Source organism: Vibrio sp. Evd11 (genome assembly GCF_900382755.1).
In the GTDB taxonomy this organism is placed as follows: Bacteria; Pseudomonadota; Gammaproteobacteria; order Enterobacterales; family Vibrionaceae; genus Vibrio; species Vibrio lentus.
This window is the reverse complement of the sequence record NZ_OSDX01000033.1, coordinates 1-16,578: the sequence shown is the minus strand read 5'-3', so window position 1 is coordinate 16,578 and position 16,578 is coordinate 1. Positions and strand designations below refer to the sequence as shown.

The window sequence follows — 16,578 nt, the reverse complement described above, 5'->3', positions numbered from 1 at the left end:
GTTAACTCACGCTCTGCTTGATGTCTTCAAGGTAAGCGTATTGTGCTTCTTCGCTGGTTAGCAATAAAAAGTTCGGTGCCGACAAGCCATAGAACTTATTGATATCGCTTGCGCCAGACGCCTCTTTAGACAATAAGCTACCCGAGCTCAATAGATACTTAGCGTATAGGTTAGGTGATTCAAACAACATCTCGTTTGCGAGCTTGGTGTTGTGTCCTTGTTCATCCAACTGGTTAAGTTGTTGGGAGAGGCTATTGGCGACCACTTCATACAAATAAGCTGACGTGGCGATTCCTTTCGTCGCCATTGCTTCGACAATCGCGGCAATGTCTAACTGCAAAGTAATCGTGGTAAACATCTGACCAAGAGCAAGCTCGTTATCTACAGTGATACGTTGATCTAAAAGCTGCGCACATTTTACAGGCGATTGTTGTTCAACGGTTTGGAAACGTTCTGGCCAAATACGCGCTGCATCGTTGTCTTTCATGGCTAAGGTCATCTTACCTTGCTCATCGAATGCAATGATGGCGTTTTGTTGGTTGGACTCCAAAGCGATACCGTAACGAATCCACAATGTAAGGTGCACTTTGCAAAGTAGTTCAACGTAATCTTTAAACCAAGTCAGTGTATCTTGTTGATAATACTGTTCGGCGAGGTGTTCCAAGAACAAGCGTCCATCAGGCATTGGGCTGGCAAGGGCAGCAACAGGTACTAGTGCTTTGTCTTGGAAGTAACTCTGCGGGTATTCGCGCACAATGTAAGCAAAGGTTTTATCGTCTCCAACATGGCCGCCATGTTTCTCATAACAATGAAAAAACGTGCCATGTAAGTCTTTATCTGTTTGCTCTAAGTGCGTCAACAAACGTTCAAACCAATGCCCATCATAGAGCGTAGATGGTTTGATTAGGCGAATGTTTTTAGTACCCAAAGATCGCATGATCAGCGGCACTTTGATATGGACCTGTGTTGCTGTGTTCACGACCACAGTGCGCACTGACAGGGTTGGAGTTACCTCAAGATACGCAATCGGCGCTTCAATGGTACCGTTAGGAAGTCCATCAAGACTTCTTAGTGTTAATGGGTGTGCGGGGAATAGCTCATGGCTAAGAGCAAAATCGGCGGGCAGACCCACTTGCTCCATCGTTGGCCAACATTCTGGTTGTGGACTGGTCAATGTAACGAGTGACTTCTCGATTGCGAGCCAACGAAGTTCAAAGCTTTGTGCAAATTCTGGCGCGAATTGCTCTAGGTCGTGATCGCTTAAACCGAACTTAGCACGTGCTGTCGGGTAGTAAGGGTGGTCAAGATAGGATGCGATTTGATCGGCACGTAATAGCTTTTTCTCCCAACGTTCTAGTTGAGAAATCGGCTGCATGAGTGATTCGGATTGCTGACTGAAGGCGCTGTCACACAATCCTTTGTGTTTTTCTGCGCATTTGAGTTCTTGCAAATAACCATCTAATAACGAATGCGAGCTTTCGTGAGCACTTGCTTTCAATAATTCAATCCAATCTTGATAGTACTGCTGGCTTTCAACGACACCATTTCTCTCGATGAACCAACCATCACCTTCCGAGCCATCTGGTTGGCCGTATACCCAACGCTGCATGTAATAGCTGGGAGTAACGGGCAGGTAGAGTGTAAAGTCTGAACCCGCAAAAATAGCCCAAATTTGATTACGAGGATAAGAAGATAACTTGAGTGCACTCGGGAGCTGAGACTCAAATCGGCTTTGAGAAACTAATCCGAACAAATCTTCACGCAAGCAAGTATCGATTAGTCGCTGAGTGAGGTATAACGCGTTTTCATTCATGCTGTTACCTCGTTTGTTGCTGTTAGATTGAAGCGAGAGATTGCCTGTTGTAGCGCGGGTTCTAGTGTTCGACCAGAAGGAGAAACGACCGAAATTCTCGCTAAGTAATCCTTGTTGGAATAGCTTTGTTGGAACGTATCACCAACCTTTTTAAGCACTTGCTGCTGAATGACAATATCGCCCTCTTGGTGAATGAAAGAGGTTGATGACCCTTCAATTAAACCGCTTTGTTTGGCCACTACATAGTGCACAAGGGCACTGCCATCAATACGAAATGTAGGATCAAGCTTGTGACCCAAGTGAAGGCTTAAGATGGTATTGAACCAATTCCCACCACTAAGGTTATCAAGTAAAAACTCTCGTCCATCACCAATACTTCGATAGTTGATTTCGACAAGTACAGGCCCCGAATCTGTGATGATGAATTCGCTATGACAGACACCAAACCCCACCCCGAATTCTTGAAGCTGACGTATACATTCATCACGGTAGTGAACGCTGTTAACACCATTCCAACTCGCCGCTGTTTCGATGAAGTAGGGTGGTGCTGAGAGCTCTACATCAAACCCACCAAGCGCGACCAAATGATCCCCGTCGCCAATGGTTTCGACAGTAATCAATGGGCCTTGCAAAAACGCCTCAACCAAGATGGGAGTAGTGGGGTGCCTTTGCCAAAAGGTATCGCAATAGTTATCCAGCTCAGCCGCAGAATCGCAGCGCTGCACGTCTAAACTAGCCACGCCTTCCTTGGGCTTCGCAACGACAGGAAAATCGAAATCGAATACAGGAGCGCTCTCTCGACTTAACAAAACACTTCGAGTATTAGGTAACGATTTTTCGTTGAGAACCTGACGAGTTAAGAATTTGTTTTTCGCCTTAATCGTCACGTTCCAATCTTTAGCGGGTAAACCAAAGAACTGTGCACAGATTGCAGTGGAAGTTTGTAGGTGGTCGCTATTACTGAAAACAGCATGAGGTGCTAGATTTTTCTCGGTGATGATTTCGATGAGTTCAAGAGGGTTGAAGACATCGCATTCTAAAATTTCATCGGGATTAAAGCGTTCATCATCACTGCTCAATTTCAGGTGATTGAGCTTGTGATCTGTGATCAAAACGACGTGAAGACCCATCGCCTTTGCGGTAGGTACGAAGCCGTGAGTGACTGCATCATTCACGACGTGACTTACGATAATAATCGTAGATTTCATGGGGCTTTCCTAATTTTAAAACGTTGTTGTCGCCTGCTCACAACTCGCTTTCAAGTGCTCTCTTTCGGGGTTAAAAGAAAGAGGATTTGTCTATCTTATTGTTTTTATTGATCCTTCTGTCATTAGTAGTGTTGCATATTGCAAAGCAAATATAGATCAAAAAATATATATTGCAAATATAAATGATATTTGTTCTTATTCGCAATGTTGTTATTTTATAAACTAAAACGGAATTAGAAAATGAACATGAGATTGACCTTGTCCCCTCTTGCTTTGGCAATTGGCGGAGCCTTGGCGGCGGTGGCTGGTGTGTCAACTGCAGTGGCGGAAGAACAAGCCACTGTAGATGAAACAGTGCAAGTTATTGGTCATCAGTACGAAGGTTACGCGGAGCACATGCCTCAGTCGGGTACCAAAACGGATGTCGAATGGTTGGATGTACCGCAGGCAGTATCGGTGGTCACAAAGACGGAAATGGAAGACCGCGGTGCTGTACGTTTGGTGGATGCACTTGATGGTGTCGCAGGGGTTAACAATACCTTGGGTGAGGGAAGCCGAGACCAATTTGTGATTCGTGGTTTTGATGCGCTTAACGACATGTACCGTGATGGTATGCGTGATGACGGGACTCTGCAATCGTACCGAAGCCTAGCGAATATCGAACGTGTCGAAGTGGTAAAGGGCCCTGCAGGCGCACTTTACGGCCGAGGTTCAGCCGGCGGTATCATCAATTTGGTCACCAAGCGTGCTAACGGTGATAATTTCACACACGTCAACGGCAGTGTTGGCAGCAATAATCTGTTTGTTGGTCAGGTTGACAGCTCGATGGCACTTAGTGACAAAGTCAGTGGTCGTATCAACGTGGAAAGTCGACAATCGGATTCCTATGTAGACCACGTCGACTCTAATGATTTCTTTATCGCACCAACAATTCGTGTATTACCAGCGGATGGTCACACGATTGATCTCGATGTCGAATATGCTCACCAAGAGTTAGTGCCATATCGTGGTGTTCCATCAAAGAATGGTAAGCCTGTCGACGTCTCTGAAAGCACGTTTTACGGTGGCACGAACGATTATCAAGAGTCGGACAGCATTCGTGTTGGCGTTAATTATGAATGGCTTTTGAATAGCGAATGGGCATGGACAAACCGCGCAGCATACAACCATATCGAACTTGAGCAAAAGGGTACACGCCAAGGGACGGTAACTGGGAATGGAGTATCTCAGAGTGTAAATAACCTCGGTTACGACCCTCGTACCACGACGACTCTTCAATCTGAGCTAGTTTGGGAAACGGATTCGAACCAAATGATGATTGGTGCCGACTACAATCAAATCAATATCGCTCTCACTTCTGCTTTAGTAAGCGACAAAGAGTTACCCCAAAAAGATATCTATGACCCCGTTACTGGTCCTACGCCTGATCCGGGTTTTAAACCTTCCCGTGACAACACCACAACGACCGCTGGCGTCTACATTCAAGACGTTTACACCTTTGGTGATCTTTCAGTGATCGGCAATGTGCGTTACGACTCGATGGAGCTTGAGCAGCAAAAAGCGGGCTCAGCAAAAGAGAACCTCGACGATAACAAAGTGAGCTACCGCGGTGGTTTGGTCTACCGAATCAACAACGATATGTCCGTGTACGCAAGCTTAGCTCGTTCATGGCAACTTCCTTACTCAGGTATCTACATCAACCCTAAATTAGCTGAATTCTTTCACACCGATCTAAAAGAAATTGGCGCAAAAGCTTACCTATTAGATAACGCTTTGATGCTGAATGCAGCGATCTTCCAAATCGATCAAGAGCAACCAGAAACCAATACAGACGGAGACGTGGTCAACAAGATTGAAGCGCGTCACCAAGGTATTGAACTGGAAGCTCGCGGTCAGATAACAGAGCAATGGGACATTTCGGTTGGATATAGCTATCTCGATGCGGAAGACAAAGAGACAGGCAAAAAGCCAAATGATGTGTCTGACCACCTGTTCTCACTTTGGAGTACTTACCAGCTAGACGACAACTGGCGTTTAGGTGGTGGTGTGAAATACGTTGGCGACCGTTATGCGGGTAATGACGAAGCCGTTGCACTAGGCGATTACACCACCGTTGACTTGATGGCAGCGTACACCACGGGTCGTCACAAAGTTCAAGCGAATGCTTACAACGTGCTTAATGAGAAATACATTTTGGGCGCAACCAACGGCACGTCTGGTACTAACCAGATTGGTTACGGAGCGCCAGCCGAATTTATGCTCAGCTACGGCTATCAGTTTTAAAAGCTAATTCAGTTCTAAGAGTTCGTTCATTTCTAAGAGCTAGTTCGACTCTAAAAACGATTGATTTGTTCGCTACGAATGAGTGAACAGTTGGCTTCATTTTGAGGCCGTTTAGCCCATAGGATCAAAGCGCCGAATCGTAAACATGGCCTTTGATCCTAACTTGCCTATTTAGGAGATTTTCATGCCTTACCAGAATTTGGATGGTAAACCCTGTACTCAATTACATCAAAAGTTGCGTCTAAGTGCCCTTGCAATGGCCATCGCTTCAGTGACTTCCATGGGCGCATTTGCCGCGTCAGATCCACAAACGACGACCATGGAAACGGTTGTCGTGACGGGCAGCTTGATCGGTAATTCAGAACTTGAGGATGTGAAAGAGTATCCGGGAGCGCGTACCGTTCTAACTAACGAACAAATTAAAAAGACTGGCGCACTTTCGATTGATTCGGCCTTCCAAAGTGTACCGGGCATTAAGGTTCAAGACGAAACGGGCACCGGTGTTTTGCCTAACATCTCAGTGCGTGGTTTGAAAGCGAGTCGCAGTGGGCACGCTCAATTCCTCATGGATGGTGTTCCTCTGACACTGGCGCCGTATGGTCACACAGGACAATCAATTTTCCCTGCAACGCTGTCGATGCTTGATCGTATTGATATTGTGCGAGGCGGTGCGGCGGTTCAGTACGGACCAAACAACGTCGGTGGTGTGATCAACTTGGTGACCAAGCCTATTCCACATGAGTGGCAAACGGAAATCAGTAATCGCTTTACTGTATTCGAGGATGGCGATACGCCGCTCAACGACTTTTACCTGCGAACAGGTGGCTGGTTAACCGAGACGTTGGCACTTCAAGTCGAGGGGAACTTCTTAAAAGGTGAAAGCTTCCGTGAACACTCCGACACAGATGTCAAAAACTTCCAAGCGAAACTGCAATGGTTACTGAGTGATACTCAAGAGCTACAAGCTTTCGTTCAACGCTATGATGCCGACACGCAAATGCCGGGCGCTTTATCGCCAGAAGATTACGAGAATGACCGTACCCAATCTAAGCGCCCTTATGATGAGTACCAAGGTAAATCGACACGTTGGAGCTTAAAGTACTTACATGATTTGAATATTGCTGATAGTGCAGAGCTAGAAGTACTGACCTTTGGCCATCGTTCTGAGCGTTTCTTCCAGTGGGGTTACAACAGTACTAAAGGTGTGGAGTGGTCTGATCCGTCGCAGCCATCTACTGATATTCGTACGTCACCACGTGAATTTAAGGTGTATGGGGTAGAGCCGAAACTCGCGATGTATTTTGACGGTAATACCGTGACGCAAAATGTGATTGTGGGTGCGCGCTATGTTAATGAAGATATCGATTACAAGCTCACTCAAACATCAATTTCTAGTGGAGTAACCACAACGCCACGCGATTGGCATTTGGATACTGACGCTTTTGCTGGTTACATCAGTAACGAAATCGGCCTGTTTAATGATGTATTAAAGGTGACGCCGGGTATTCGCTATGAATCGATTGATATGGCATATAGTGATCTAGGCCAAGGACAGAATAGAAACAATAAGGTGACTGAGTGGTTGCCGGGCTTGACGGTGGCATACCATCTGACTGAACAATGGGTTGGGTACACAAATGCACAGAAATCTTTACGTGCACCACAAATATCTAACATTAAGGTTAATGGTAAAGAGGGCAGTGAGCTCGCATGGAACTACGAGTTAGGTGCTCGCTACAACCAAGATTCAACAAGCTTCAATGTGGCGCTTTACCGAATCGATTTTGAAGATCAGCTTCAATGGCAAAAAGCGACTGAAACTTTCGACAATATTGGTAAAACCCTCCATCAAGGTGTTGAACTTTCAGGTCGTTACGTGCCTCAAGCGATGCAAGCTTTGAGCCTCGGCGCTGGTTATAACTATTTGGATGCGACGATCGAGGAAGAGGGTGCAAACAAAGGTAATCAACTTCCTTATACGTCTAAACATCAATTCAGTTGGGATGCGACTTACGCCTTTAACAAGGTAGATACGACTTTGTCTGGTTATTACTTTAGCGAATCTTATTCTGACAATGCGAATACAAGTGCCGAAGATTCAACGGGCGCGACAGGTAAAGTGCCTGCCTACATGGTCTGGAACTTCAACCTAGGTTCGGATTTGTACAAAGATGAAAACAGTAAGCTGCGCATGAACTTTGCGGTGAACAACCTGTTTGATGAGGACTATTACTTCCGCGGTATTGATACCAGCCCGGTTGGTCGTTATCCAGCACCGGGACGTTCTTACACTTTGGATCTGAATTATCAGTTCTAATACGTAATTTATTGAAAGTAATAACGAATAAAAGTCGCCAATACTCTTGGCGGCTTTCACGGTTCTAGCGTTTAAGGAAAATTAAATATGGAAAACAGCTCTCGCCTTTTGTTTTCGAATCTATTGCAGCTGTCGAACGGACTGCTGTCATTCAATAGGCCGCTTTTATTCAGCAGGATAGCAATAACCTTAGCTTTGGTGATTTTAAGCTTGTTCTCATTCTCCGGTTCAGCACAAATAAGGGTCATACAAGACGAGCAGGGTCAGTTTGAGATAGCGACTACCCCGCAACGTATTGTGGTGTTGGAGTTTTCATTTGTAGATGCACTCGCTGCGGTGGGTGTTTCTCCTGTTGGTGTTGCTGATGACAATGATGCTTCGCGAGTGATTCCGGCGGTACGTGAATTGGTTCAACCATGGGAATCGGTTGGCATGCGTTCTCAGCCTAGCCTAGAAGCCATTGCGGTATTAAAGCCTGACCTGATCATTGCAGATGCAGAGCGTCATCGTACGGTCTATCAAGATCTACAACGCATCGCACCAACTCTGCTCCTCAAAAGCCGTGGTGAGACTTATCAAGAAAATTTGGAGTCTGCGCTCAAGATTGGCATCGCTCTCGACAAGCAATCGTCAATGGAACAACGAATTCAACAACATCAACACGCCATGGCTGAATTTAAAAGTCATTTCTCGCTCAAACAAACTGTCCAATTCGCTGTCGTGTCGGATAAAGGTATGTGGTTACATAGCCCTGCATCTTACGCAGGGGGCGTGCTAACCACATTAGGCATTGCGAGCCCTATTGTGAAACCAACAGAGAAGGCATATTTACCAACCAGCTTTGAGTTGTTGTTGAAAACCAATCCGGATTGGTTGCTCCTTGGCGCTTATTCTCATCCTAATATTGTTGATGATTGGCAGAAAAATCCGTTATTCAATGTACTAACCTCTGCAAAAAGTCAGCAAGTTGTAGAAGTGTCACCAGCACTTTGGTCACTGAATCGAGGCATGTTAGCGGCAGAACAAATGGCGAAAAATCTTGAGCAGATCTTGGATCCATCATGAGTACGATGTTGTTCTCTAAAAGTAAGCGATTCTGGCCAATACTGTCGTGGCGAGCCACGTTATTTACGGCAGTAGTGTCGTTTTTGGCACTATCTGGTTACGCGGCCTCTATGACCGGGTGGTCTAATTTTTCTTTAACATTGAGTGACTTAATTCATTACTGGTTTGCGTTTGATGAAAGCAACATGACTCATCAAATATTGTCGACGCTAAGAGCGCCAAGAGCTTATGCGGGGCTATTGATTGGTGCGAGTTTGTCTGTCGCTGGGTTATTGATGCAGGGATTAACGCGTAACCCACTCGCGTCTCCATCGATTCTTGGAATTAACGCTGGCGCAGCCTGTTTTATGGCGTTAGCTGCAATAGGTATACCTGTGGTTAGCGAGCTAAATCCAATCCTCAATGCAGTTCTTGGCGCGTTGCTAAGCGGTGGCGCAGTGATGCTTCTGGGCGGCTTTTTCTCCGCACGTTCTCATCCGTTACGTTTGGTTCTCGCGGGGATCGCCATTACGGCGTTATTGCTCGGACTGACACGAGCAGCGCTGATTCTTGCTGACGATATGGCTTATAGCGTCTTGCATTGGCTTACTGGTTCATTGTCTAGTGTGGATGATGGACAGTGGCAACAGCTTTGGCCGCCTGTAGTGATTGGTTTGGTGTTAGCAATGAGTCTTGCTCGCAACCTCAACTTGCTGGCACTTGGCGAAGAGGTTGCAGTGGGGCTGGGCAGTAACATCAGGTTTACTCGCCTGATTAGTGGATTGACGATTGTGTTGCTTGCCGGAGCAAGCGTCGCTATCGCAGGGCCAATTGGCTTTGTTGGTTTGTTAGTGCCTCATTTAGTCCGACCTATGGTTGGGCACAATTACCATTTACTGATTCCTATTTCCGCATTGGCTGGCGCAGCATTAGTGTCTTGGTCAGATGCGCTGTCGCGAGCGATTGCTTTTCCGACTGAAACACCCGTTGGTGTTATTACTGCTCTGCTCGGGACACCTTGTTTTATTTTGATTGCGACGAGGAGATCTTAATGCACCATCACACTAAGATAGTTTTGTTATCTGGGATTCTCATATTAGTGGCATCTGCGGGTTTGTTTGTCGGTGCAGCGTCACTTTCTATTCCTCAAGTCATCGAACATTTGGTCGCGTTTTCCAGTGACGACTTTGTTATCCATCAGTATCGGCTACCACGTATGTTGCTCGCGATAAGCGTGGGTGCAGGGTTAGGGCTTTCGGGGGTATTAGTGCAAGGCGTGATACGTAATCCGTTAGCGTCGCCTGATCTTATGGGTATTAGCGCTGGGGCAGGCCTTGCTGCGACAACGAGTTTAGTTTGGTTCCCCAATGCACCAGTCAGTGTGCTTCCGGTTGTGGCGATGTTCGGTGGGGTATTCGCAGCTGGGCTGATTGCTGTATTGGCGTGGTGGTCAAGGCCTACACCCGCCAAGTTGGCACTGATTGGTATTGCGGTGAGTGCGTTTCTGGCCAGTTGTATCGACTTTTTGCTGGTCACCAATCCGATCGAGATCAACACGGCCATGGTGTGGCTTACTGGCAGCCTTTGGGGGCGAAACTGGCAGCAAGTTCCCTTTATTTGGAGCGTACTGCTCTTGTTGTTACCTATGGCATTATGGCTTGCTTGGCGATTAGATGTTATGGGGCTTGGCGAGGAAAGTTCGACCACATTGGGTACTAAGCCAAAACAGATTCAGGCTCTTGCGTTATTGGCCGCTGTATTGCTTGCCAGTGTTAGTGTTTCTGTTGCTGGAACGATCAGTTTTGTGGGTTTATTGGCACCTCACTTAGCACGCTTGTTGTTTGGGCATAATCATAAGTTGTTAATCCCAGCCTCTGCACTGGTGGGGGCAATTCTGGTTACCAGCGCTGATGGGTTAGCCAGAGGTCTACAACCACCCATTGAATTGCCAGCAGGCGTTCTCACGTCTGTGATTGGTGCGCCCTATTTCATCTTTCTTCTCTATCGTTATCGAGGTTGGTAACCATGCTTAAAACGCAGAATCTTTCCGTCGCGTACGGCAAACAAACGATCATACCGAACCTGTCGGTTTCTATCCCTAAGGGAAAAATTACCGCGTTGATAGGGCCTAACGGGTGTGGTAAATCCACCTTGTTAAAGACGTTAGTAAGAATTAACAAGCCGGTGGCTGGAGAGGTGTTGTTTGAAGACAAGCCGCTATCAAGCTATGGCGATAAAGCGCTTGCTCGTTCGTTGTCACTTCTTCCGCAAATCTTGGTCAGTCCTGAGGGGATCACGGTAAGAAAATTGGTCGAATATGGCCGCTCGCCCTATGTATCCCATTGGGGAAGGCTAGGGTTGGACGATCAAAAGATTGTCGAACAAGCAATGCGTGATACAGGTGTACTTGAGTTTGCTGATAAGCCGGTTGAGTCACTGTCTGGTGGCCAGCGTCAAAGAGCATGGATTGCGATGGTAATTGCACAAGATACGGACGTAGTGATGTTGGATGAACCGACCACATACCTTGATATGTCTCACCAAGTGGAATTAATGAACCTGATGCAACAGATGAATGCGAAAGGAAAAACGGTTGTTGTTGTGTTGCATGACCTGAACCAAGCCAGTCGTTACTGCGACCATTTAGTGGTTTTGGAAAAGGGATGCGTAATAGCAGAAGGCTCGCCTGATGAGGTGATGACTGAAACGATGCTCAGTAACGTATTTGATCTTAAAGCGAGTGTGTTTCGTGACCCTATTTCAAATACGCCAATGTGTGTCGCGATTTAGGAAAAGCTCAGGAGATTCAAGTTATCGTTATGTGATTAATACCAATCGTAGTCATTAACGGGTCACCTTAGCTTGTAGTAACGCCTTTCACAGATCTGCGAAAGGCGTTTGTTTTTAGTTTTACTTCACTTTAACTAGAGTGCTTGAATCTGTATGAACGAAAGCGTTGTCGTAGATCTCTAAGCCTGTTGTTTGAGAGTAAGTCAGCGTGTCATCTGAAATACTAATGTTCATTGTGAAGCCCGTGGTGGTTGCGTTGTCTGTCATGTATTCAGACTCAGCGATACCACGTTTAGAGGCGACTAGCGTCATTGTATCGCCAGCAGGACCTTCTGCGGTGACACATGTGGTGCGTGGCACACAGTAAGAGTTGTACACGATCTGATTCTTTTGGTCGTAGATGAAGTAACCACGTTGATCGTGGAATTTAGAATCGTCGGCCTTTCTGAATACTTCCTGCTTGTAGTACAGAGCAACAAGATATTGGTCGCTGGCATTGGTTGCATCTGCTGCAACCTCAAACGTCATCACTTCATAAAACGGTGTGACTGCTGGACCGCCTGCACCCACTTTTGTGCCTTCTTGACCCGGTGAAATATCAACGCCGCCAGTTTCGACCGATTTCCATGTGCCGACTAGCTTTGCGAGTGGACCGAAATCCATACCATTGATTGTATTGTGGTCGGCTACTGCTGGAACCGAGATTGCTGCTGCAATACCAAGTGCTAATAATTTTTTCACTGTAACTTCCTTTTCTTGTAATTATCTGACCTCAATAAAAATAAGGTTATTGTGAAACAAGTTTATTAACCCAGATCAGTATTCTTGGTTGCTATGAAAGTGATTTGTAACTTGATGTATCAGTCAATAAGGGAGTATTAATGTGTGTACATATTGAGCGAAAAGGAGTGATTGGCTCGTCTAATCTCTGTCATACATCATGGGTTTACTGACTCTTGAGGTTGAGTTAAGTCATATTGGCAGAGGTCGTCTAAACTTAGATTTGTATGGCATCAAAAGCCGAACAATTTGGGCTCTAAAAACGTTCTCGAAAATAAACGTAAATTAATCCTTTACCTCAACTTAACTTGAAGTATTAGCATGAACTCCGTTGCTTACGAGAATACTTTAAGGAGAGAAGAATGATCCAACTTGAACATGTGAATTTAGTCGTTAAGGACATCCCTGAAATGCTGACTTTCTATAAAGCGGCATTCCCTCATTGGTACGTCCGTGATGAAGGAAAAGGCGAATGGTCAGGTAAGCCACGTAACTGGCTGCATTTTGGCGACGAATACCAATATATCGCGATGAGTGATCATGGAGAGGGTGAAAATAGGGACTTAGCAGGGCATTCGGTTGGCCTCGCGCACTTCGCTTATGTGACCAATAACATTGAGAGCGTCATTCAACGCCTTATCGATGCGGGCTTCCCAATAGCCAAACCCGGTGCCGAAGAACCTTATCGAAAAAACGTCTACTTTGTAGATCCGGCTGGTTTTGAAATTGAGTTCGTTGAATACCTGAGCGATGATCCCAAGCTACGCAATGCCACGTAATAACATTCGTTAATCGAGTTGGTTTGCTAGAGCGAGTTTGTTCGAAATAAAACGTCTAAGAAAGGGCGCTAGGAAGACTTACAGAAAAGGGCATTGTGGAATATTCCGCAATGCCCTTTTTAGATCTATTGATTAGCTGATTGGCTAACTGATCTTTCGTTCGGTTATCTACTTAGTTTTAAACGGCACCAATAGTTGTTTGCCAAACACATTGATTAGCGCGCCAGTCACGATCAGGCCACCGCCTAGATAAGTCCAAACTGATGGAATCTCATTAAAGATCCACACGCCTAACAGTGCCGAGAAGACAATCTGAACGTATGAGTAAGCCGAAGCTTTGCCCGCGGCTTGTGTCTGCATCGCTTTGGTCAAGCCATATTGGCCGATTTGAGTAAAAATCCCGACCAGCACCAGCATCACGGTTAGGAATAAGCTCGGCCACACAAAGTCGTTCCAGATAAGAGCTGTGGAGATCGGTAGGGCAACCAGTGGGAAGTAGAAGATGATAACAGAGCTGTCTTCGGTTTGGCTCAGCTTTCTCACAATCACGTAAGCAATTGAGCTACCAAACGCGCCACATAACGCCACCATAATGCTGAATAGAGGTAATTCGCTGCTCGCGCCACTGTTCATGCTTGGTTGCACCATCACCAATAATCCCGCTAGGCAAAATGCAATGCAGATCATGGTCGATTTCTGGACGCGCTCTTTGAGGAATAACACACCGAGCAACGCAGTAAACACAGGATGTACGTATTGCAGGATAGTCGCTTCTGCTAACGGAAGAGTGGTGACAGCGTAGTAAACACACATCAGTGCTACGGTACCTACCGCGCCACGAACAAACAACAAAGGTTTGTTATTACCCCAGATCGAAATGCCTTTTCGTTTTACGTCGATGTAACTGATGATCAAAGACACCAAAGCCCTTGCTGCAACGATTTCAAATACAGGTATGCCATAGTTGCTGATGTATTTCACACAAGCTGACATCAGTGCGAATCCAAAAGCGGAGAGGATCATGAATCGAACCCCAACAGGGATTTGTGAAAAAGAGAAAGAAGACATAAAAAGATCAATAGGCTGAGGGAAAAGGAATCATAGCCTAGTTTAGGATCTTCGACCAAAGTCTTTGTCCGTTTATTGTTCTGAAAATACTAATCAAAAGTCAGGATTGTTATCATTCAATCGGCCTCTACGTAATATCTACCATGACTCAGTTTTATAAAATCAACCCCAACAGAGAGTGACCTTAATTCAACTCTGACTTATTTTGGTTTCAATTGGATTTTGTCTTCTTATTATTTCGATGAATAGATAATAAGAGACATTTTTATGAAACCAATAAATACCCTACTCATATCCGCCCTTGCTGTTTGTTCTTTCAGTTCCGCGACTTACGCCGATACTATTTTGCACGCGTTCAACTGGAAGTATTCAGATGTGACGGCTAACGCGAATCAAATTGCTCAAGCTGGTTATAAGAAAGTACTTGTTGCGCCTGCAATGAAATCGAGCGGCAGTCAATGGTGGGCTCGCTATCAACCTCAAGATCTACGCACTATCGATTCTCCTTTGGGCAATAAACAAGATTTAGCCGCAATGATTGCCGCACTCAAAGGTGTGGGCGTCGATGTGTATGCCGATGTGGTACTCAACCATATGGCGAATGAAAGCTGGAAGCGAAGTGACTTGAATTACCCTGGTACAGAAGTGCTAAACGATTATGCTAGTCGTTCAAGCTACTATGCTGACCAGACTCTGTTTGGCAACCTAGCACAAGGTTATGTGTCAGCGAACGACTTTCATCCAGCGGGCTGTATTTCCAATTGGGAAGATCCTGGTCATGTTCAATATTGGCGTTTGTGTGGTGCCGATGGTGATGTGGGTTTGCCTGATCTCGATCCAAATAACCGCTGTTTTTCAAGCAAGTTGTCGCTATTTTTACAATTCAGCAACGTGAATGATTACGCCGCACACTTTTCAGGGTTCAAATACACCTCATCGATATAACTCCAGTCTCTCGTCTGCCGACTCCATCTGCCTGGATTCGTCAATTGAGCACGTCGATAGACTTGTATACGCTGTCGGAGAATTTCATTATCCTCGCCGCAATGCCTCTGCTGAGGTGTTACATACTTTATGCCACTGTGTTTATGCTCATTGTTATACCAATCAACAAAATTACCAACCCAACACCGAGCATCTTCAATGGAAGAGAACCCATCCATTGGCCATGACGGACAATACTTTATTGTTTTGAACAACGACTCAGAGTATGGGTTGTCATTGCTTACTCTTGGCCTAGAATAAGAGCTTACGATCCCAAGGTCATACATCTTTGCAAGCATGGTGTAACTTCTCATAGGAGCACCGTTGTCAGAGTGCAAAGTAATGTTGCCTTGCACACACTTTTCCCGCCATGCTGTTCTTTGGAGTAACTCCGCTGCATATTCACCTAGCTCCTGATCATACACTTCTGCACCTACTACTTTTCTACTAAAGATATCCATTATCAAATAGAGGTAATAGTGCTTCCCTCGTATTTTCGATGGCAGATAACTGATATCCCAGCTCCATACCTGATTCGGTTTGCAGGCTTTTTGAACCTTTGGTCGAGAAGGGCTTGTGCCAGCTTTGTTACGAGTTCGCTTACCTAGCTGGTTGTTTGCTTTTAATACACGATAAAATGTGGACTCTGAGGCAATGTAAATACCTTCATCAGCCAACATTGGAACGATAATATTCGGCGGCAAATCTGCATACTCTGGTGTATTGCAGATATCTAATATCTGCTGCCTTTCAGCTTCTGATAGCTTATTATGAGGCTCGTGCTGCCGAGGATGCTGACGCATATCACTTGTGACTTCAGCAGAGTTCTCTGTCCAACGCTGAAACGTTCGTATTGATAACCCAACGGTGGAACAAGCCTTTGTCTTTGTTGCCCCTTTACGTACAGCTTCATCAACAAGTGTGACTATTTTAAGCCGCTCTGAGATAGGAATCAGTCTTCCTCGCTGGTTTCCCAGAGGGCATTGAACTTTTCCCGCAAAACCAGTAGCGCAGCCGTTTCAGCAAGTGCTTTCTCTTTACGTGCCAACTCCTTCTCCAGCGCTTTTACCTTTCTGCGTTCCTCACGTAGTTGCTTATTTTCTTTGTGTGATATTGAAGTCGATGTTGCGCTCTGCGCCTTGATAGATAGTGCTCGCCAGGCTTTAACGTCATCGACAAATAACCCTTTAGACCTACAGTATTCAGCTAACTCACGTTCAGACATTGTTGCAGTTTCAATCACTATGAAAAATCTCTGCTCCGCTGAATAATCAGTAGTAGTATTTTCTAACGGCGGCTCTGTAGACAATAGGCCGCTTTCAACAAGTTCATTTCTCCACTTAGATACCACGGAAGGACTCACATCTAATTCTTTAGCAATTCTTCGATGAGACCAATTATATGGTGGTAACAACCAAGTTTGACCTTTCGTTTTCACATCAATTGGAACTGGATTAGCTGGCATAGTTATCTCCTTAAAAATCTAGACGACAACTATGCTGACACAGGGGG

General features: G+C 45.6%; 12 protein-coding genes and 1 pseudogene. 8 read left to right on the top strand and 5 right to left on the bottom strand.

The annotated features are described in order from the left end of the window. Position 1: 1 nt before the first annotated feature. Complete coding sequence (locus tag ED652_RS14570; RefSeq protein WP_122055279.1) at positions 2–1,813, bottom strand: IucA/IucC family protein; 1,812 nt, start codon at positions 1,811–1,813, stop codon at positions 2–4. After that, positions 1,810–3,021 (bottom strand): acetyl-CoA carboxylase biotin carboxylase subunit family protein, encoded by a 1,212-nt coding sequence (locus tag ED652_RS14565; protein ID WP_122055278.1) that lies wholly within the window; start codon positions 3,019–3,021, stop codon positions 1,810–1,812. Before ED652_RS14565 ends, ED652_RS14570 begins: the two co-directional genes overlap by 4 nt. Before the next feature lie 240 nt (positions 3,022–3,261). Between ED652_RS14565 and ED652_RS14560 the strand changes: the two genes are divergently transcribed. From ED652_RS14560 to fecE, 6 genes are all read left to right on the top strand, one after another. After that, on the top strand, positions 3,262–5,304 hold the full coding sequence (locus ED652_RS14560; protein WP_122055277.1) for a TonB-dependent siderophore receptor: 2,043 nt from the start codon (positions 3,262–3,264) through the stop codon (positions 5,302–5,304). Positions 5,305–5,488: 184 nt separating this feature from the next. Beyond that, entirely contained in the window at positions 5,489–7,621 is a 2,133-nt protein-coding gene (locus ED652_RS14555) for a TonB-dependent siderophore receptor (RefSeq protein ID WP_122055276.1), read from the top strand. Between the two features lie 87 nt (positions 7,622–7,708). Beyond that, the gene (locus tag ED652_RS14550) at positions 7,709–8,686 is read left to right on the top strand and encodes a Fe(3+) dicitrate ABC transporter substrate-binding protein FecB (RefSeq protein WP_122055275.1); all 978 of its coding nucleotides are present in this window, start codon (positions 7,709–7,711) and stop codon (positions 8,684–8,686) included. After that, positions 8,683–9,717 (top strand): iron ABC transporter permease, encoded by a 1,035-nt coding sequence (locus tag ED652_RS14545; protein ID WP_122055274.1) that lies wholly within the window; start codon positions 8,683–8,685, stop codon positions 9,715–9,717. The genes ED652_RS14550 and ED652_RS14545 overlap by 4 nt, the downstream gene beginning before the upstream one ends. Further along, positions 9,717–10,688: an iron ABC transporter permease gene (locus ED652_RS14540; RefSeq protein ID WP_122055273.1), complete on the top strand. Its 972-nt coding sequence runs from the start codon at positions 9,717–9,719 to the stop codon at positions 10,686–10,688. The genes ED652_RS14545 and ED652_RS14540 overlap by 1 nt, the downstream gene beginning before the upstream one ends. 2 nt (positions 10,689–10,690) lie before the next feature. Next, positions 10,691–11,455, top strand: coding sequence for a Fe(3+) dicitrate ABC transporter ATP-binding protein FecE (gene fecE, locus ED652_RS14535; protein ID WP_102277062.1), 765 nt, complete (start codon positions 10,691–10,693; stop codon positions 11,453–11,455). Positions 11,456–11,575: 120 nt separating this feature from the next. Here fecE and ED652_RS14530 read toward each other — a convergent pair whose 3' ends face one another. Next, positions 11,576–12,196, bottom strand: a complete 621-nt coding sequence (locus tag ED652_RS14530) for a heme-binding beta-barrel domain-containing protein (protein WP_122055272.1) — start codon at positions 12,194–12,196, stop codon at positions 11,576–11,578. 401 nt (positions 12,197–12,597) lie between these two features. Here ED652_RS14530 and ED652_RS14525 point away from each other — a divergent pair, with 401 nt between their 5' ends. After that, positions 12,598–13,014 carry a VOC family protein gene (locus ED652_RS14525; RefSeq protein ID WP_017109090.1) on the top strand — a complete coding sequence of 139 codons (417 nt, stop codon included), beginning with the start codon at positions 12,598–12,600 and terminating at the stop codon, positions 13,012–13,014. Positions 13,015–13,182: 168 nt separating this feature from the next. Here the strand turns inward: ED652_RS14525 and ED652_RS14520 are convergent, their stop codons facing one another. Next, positions 13,183–14,082, bottom strand: coding sequence for a DMT family transporter (locus ED652_RS14520; RefSeq protein WP_065111370.1), 900 nt, complete (start codon positions 14,080–14,082; stop codon positions 13,183–13,185). Between the two features lie 267 nt (positions 14,083–14,349). Here ED652_RS14520 and ED652_RS14515 point away from each other — a divergent pair. Beyond that, positions 14,350–14,928, top strand: a pseudogene (locus ED652_RS14515) (alpha-amylase family glycosyl hydrolase); the annotation flags it as partial. Positions 14,929–14,981: 53 nt separating this feature from the next. Here the strand turns inward: ED652_RS14515 and ED652_RS14510 are convergent. Beyond that, positions 14,982–16,531 (bottom strand): IS3 family transposase gene (locus ED652_RS14510; RefSeq protein WP_254051703.1). Its coding sequence is split into 2 segments (ribosomal slippage): positions 14,982–16,051 and positions 16,051–16,531, totalling 1,551 coding nucleotides; the frame shifts between segments, so codons are not numbered across the junction. Positions 16,532–16,578: the final 47 nt, after the last annotated feature.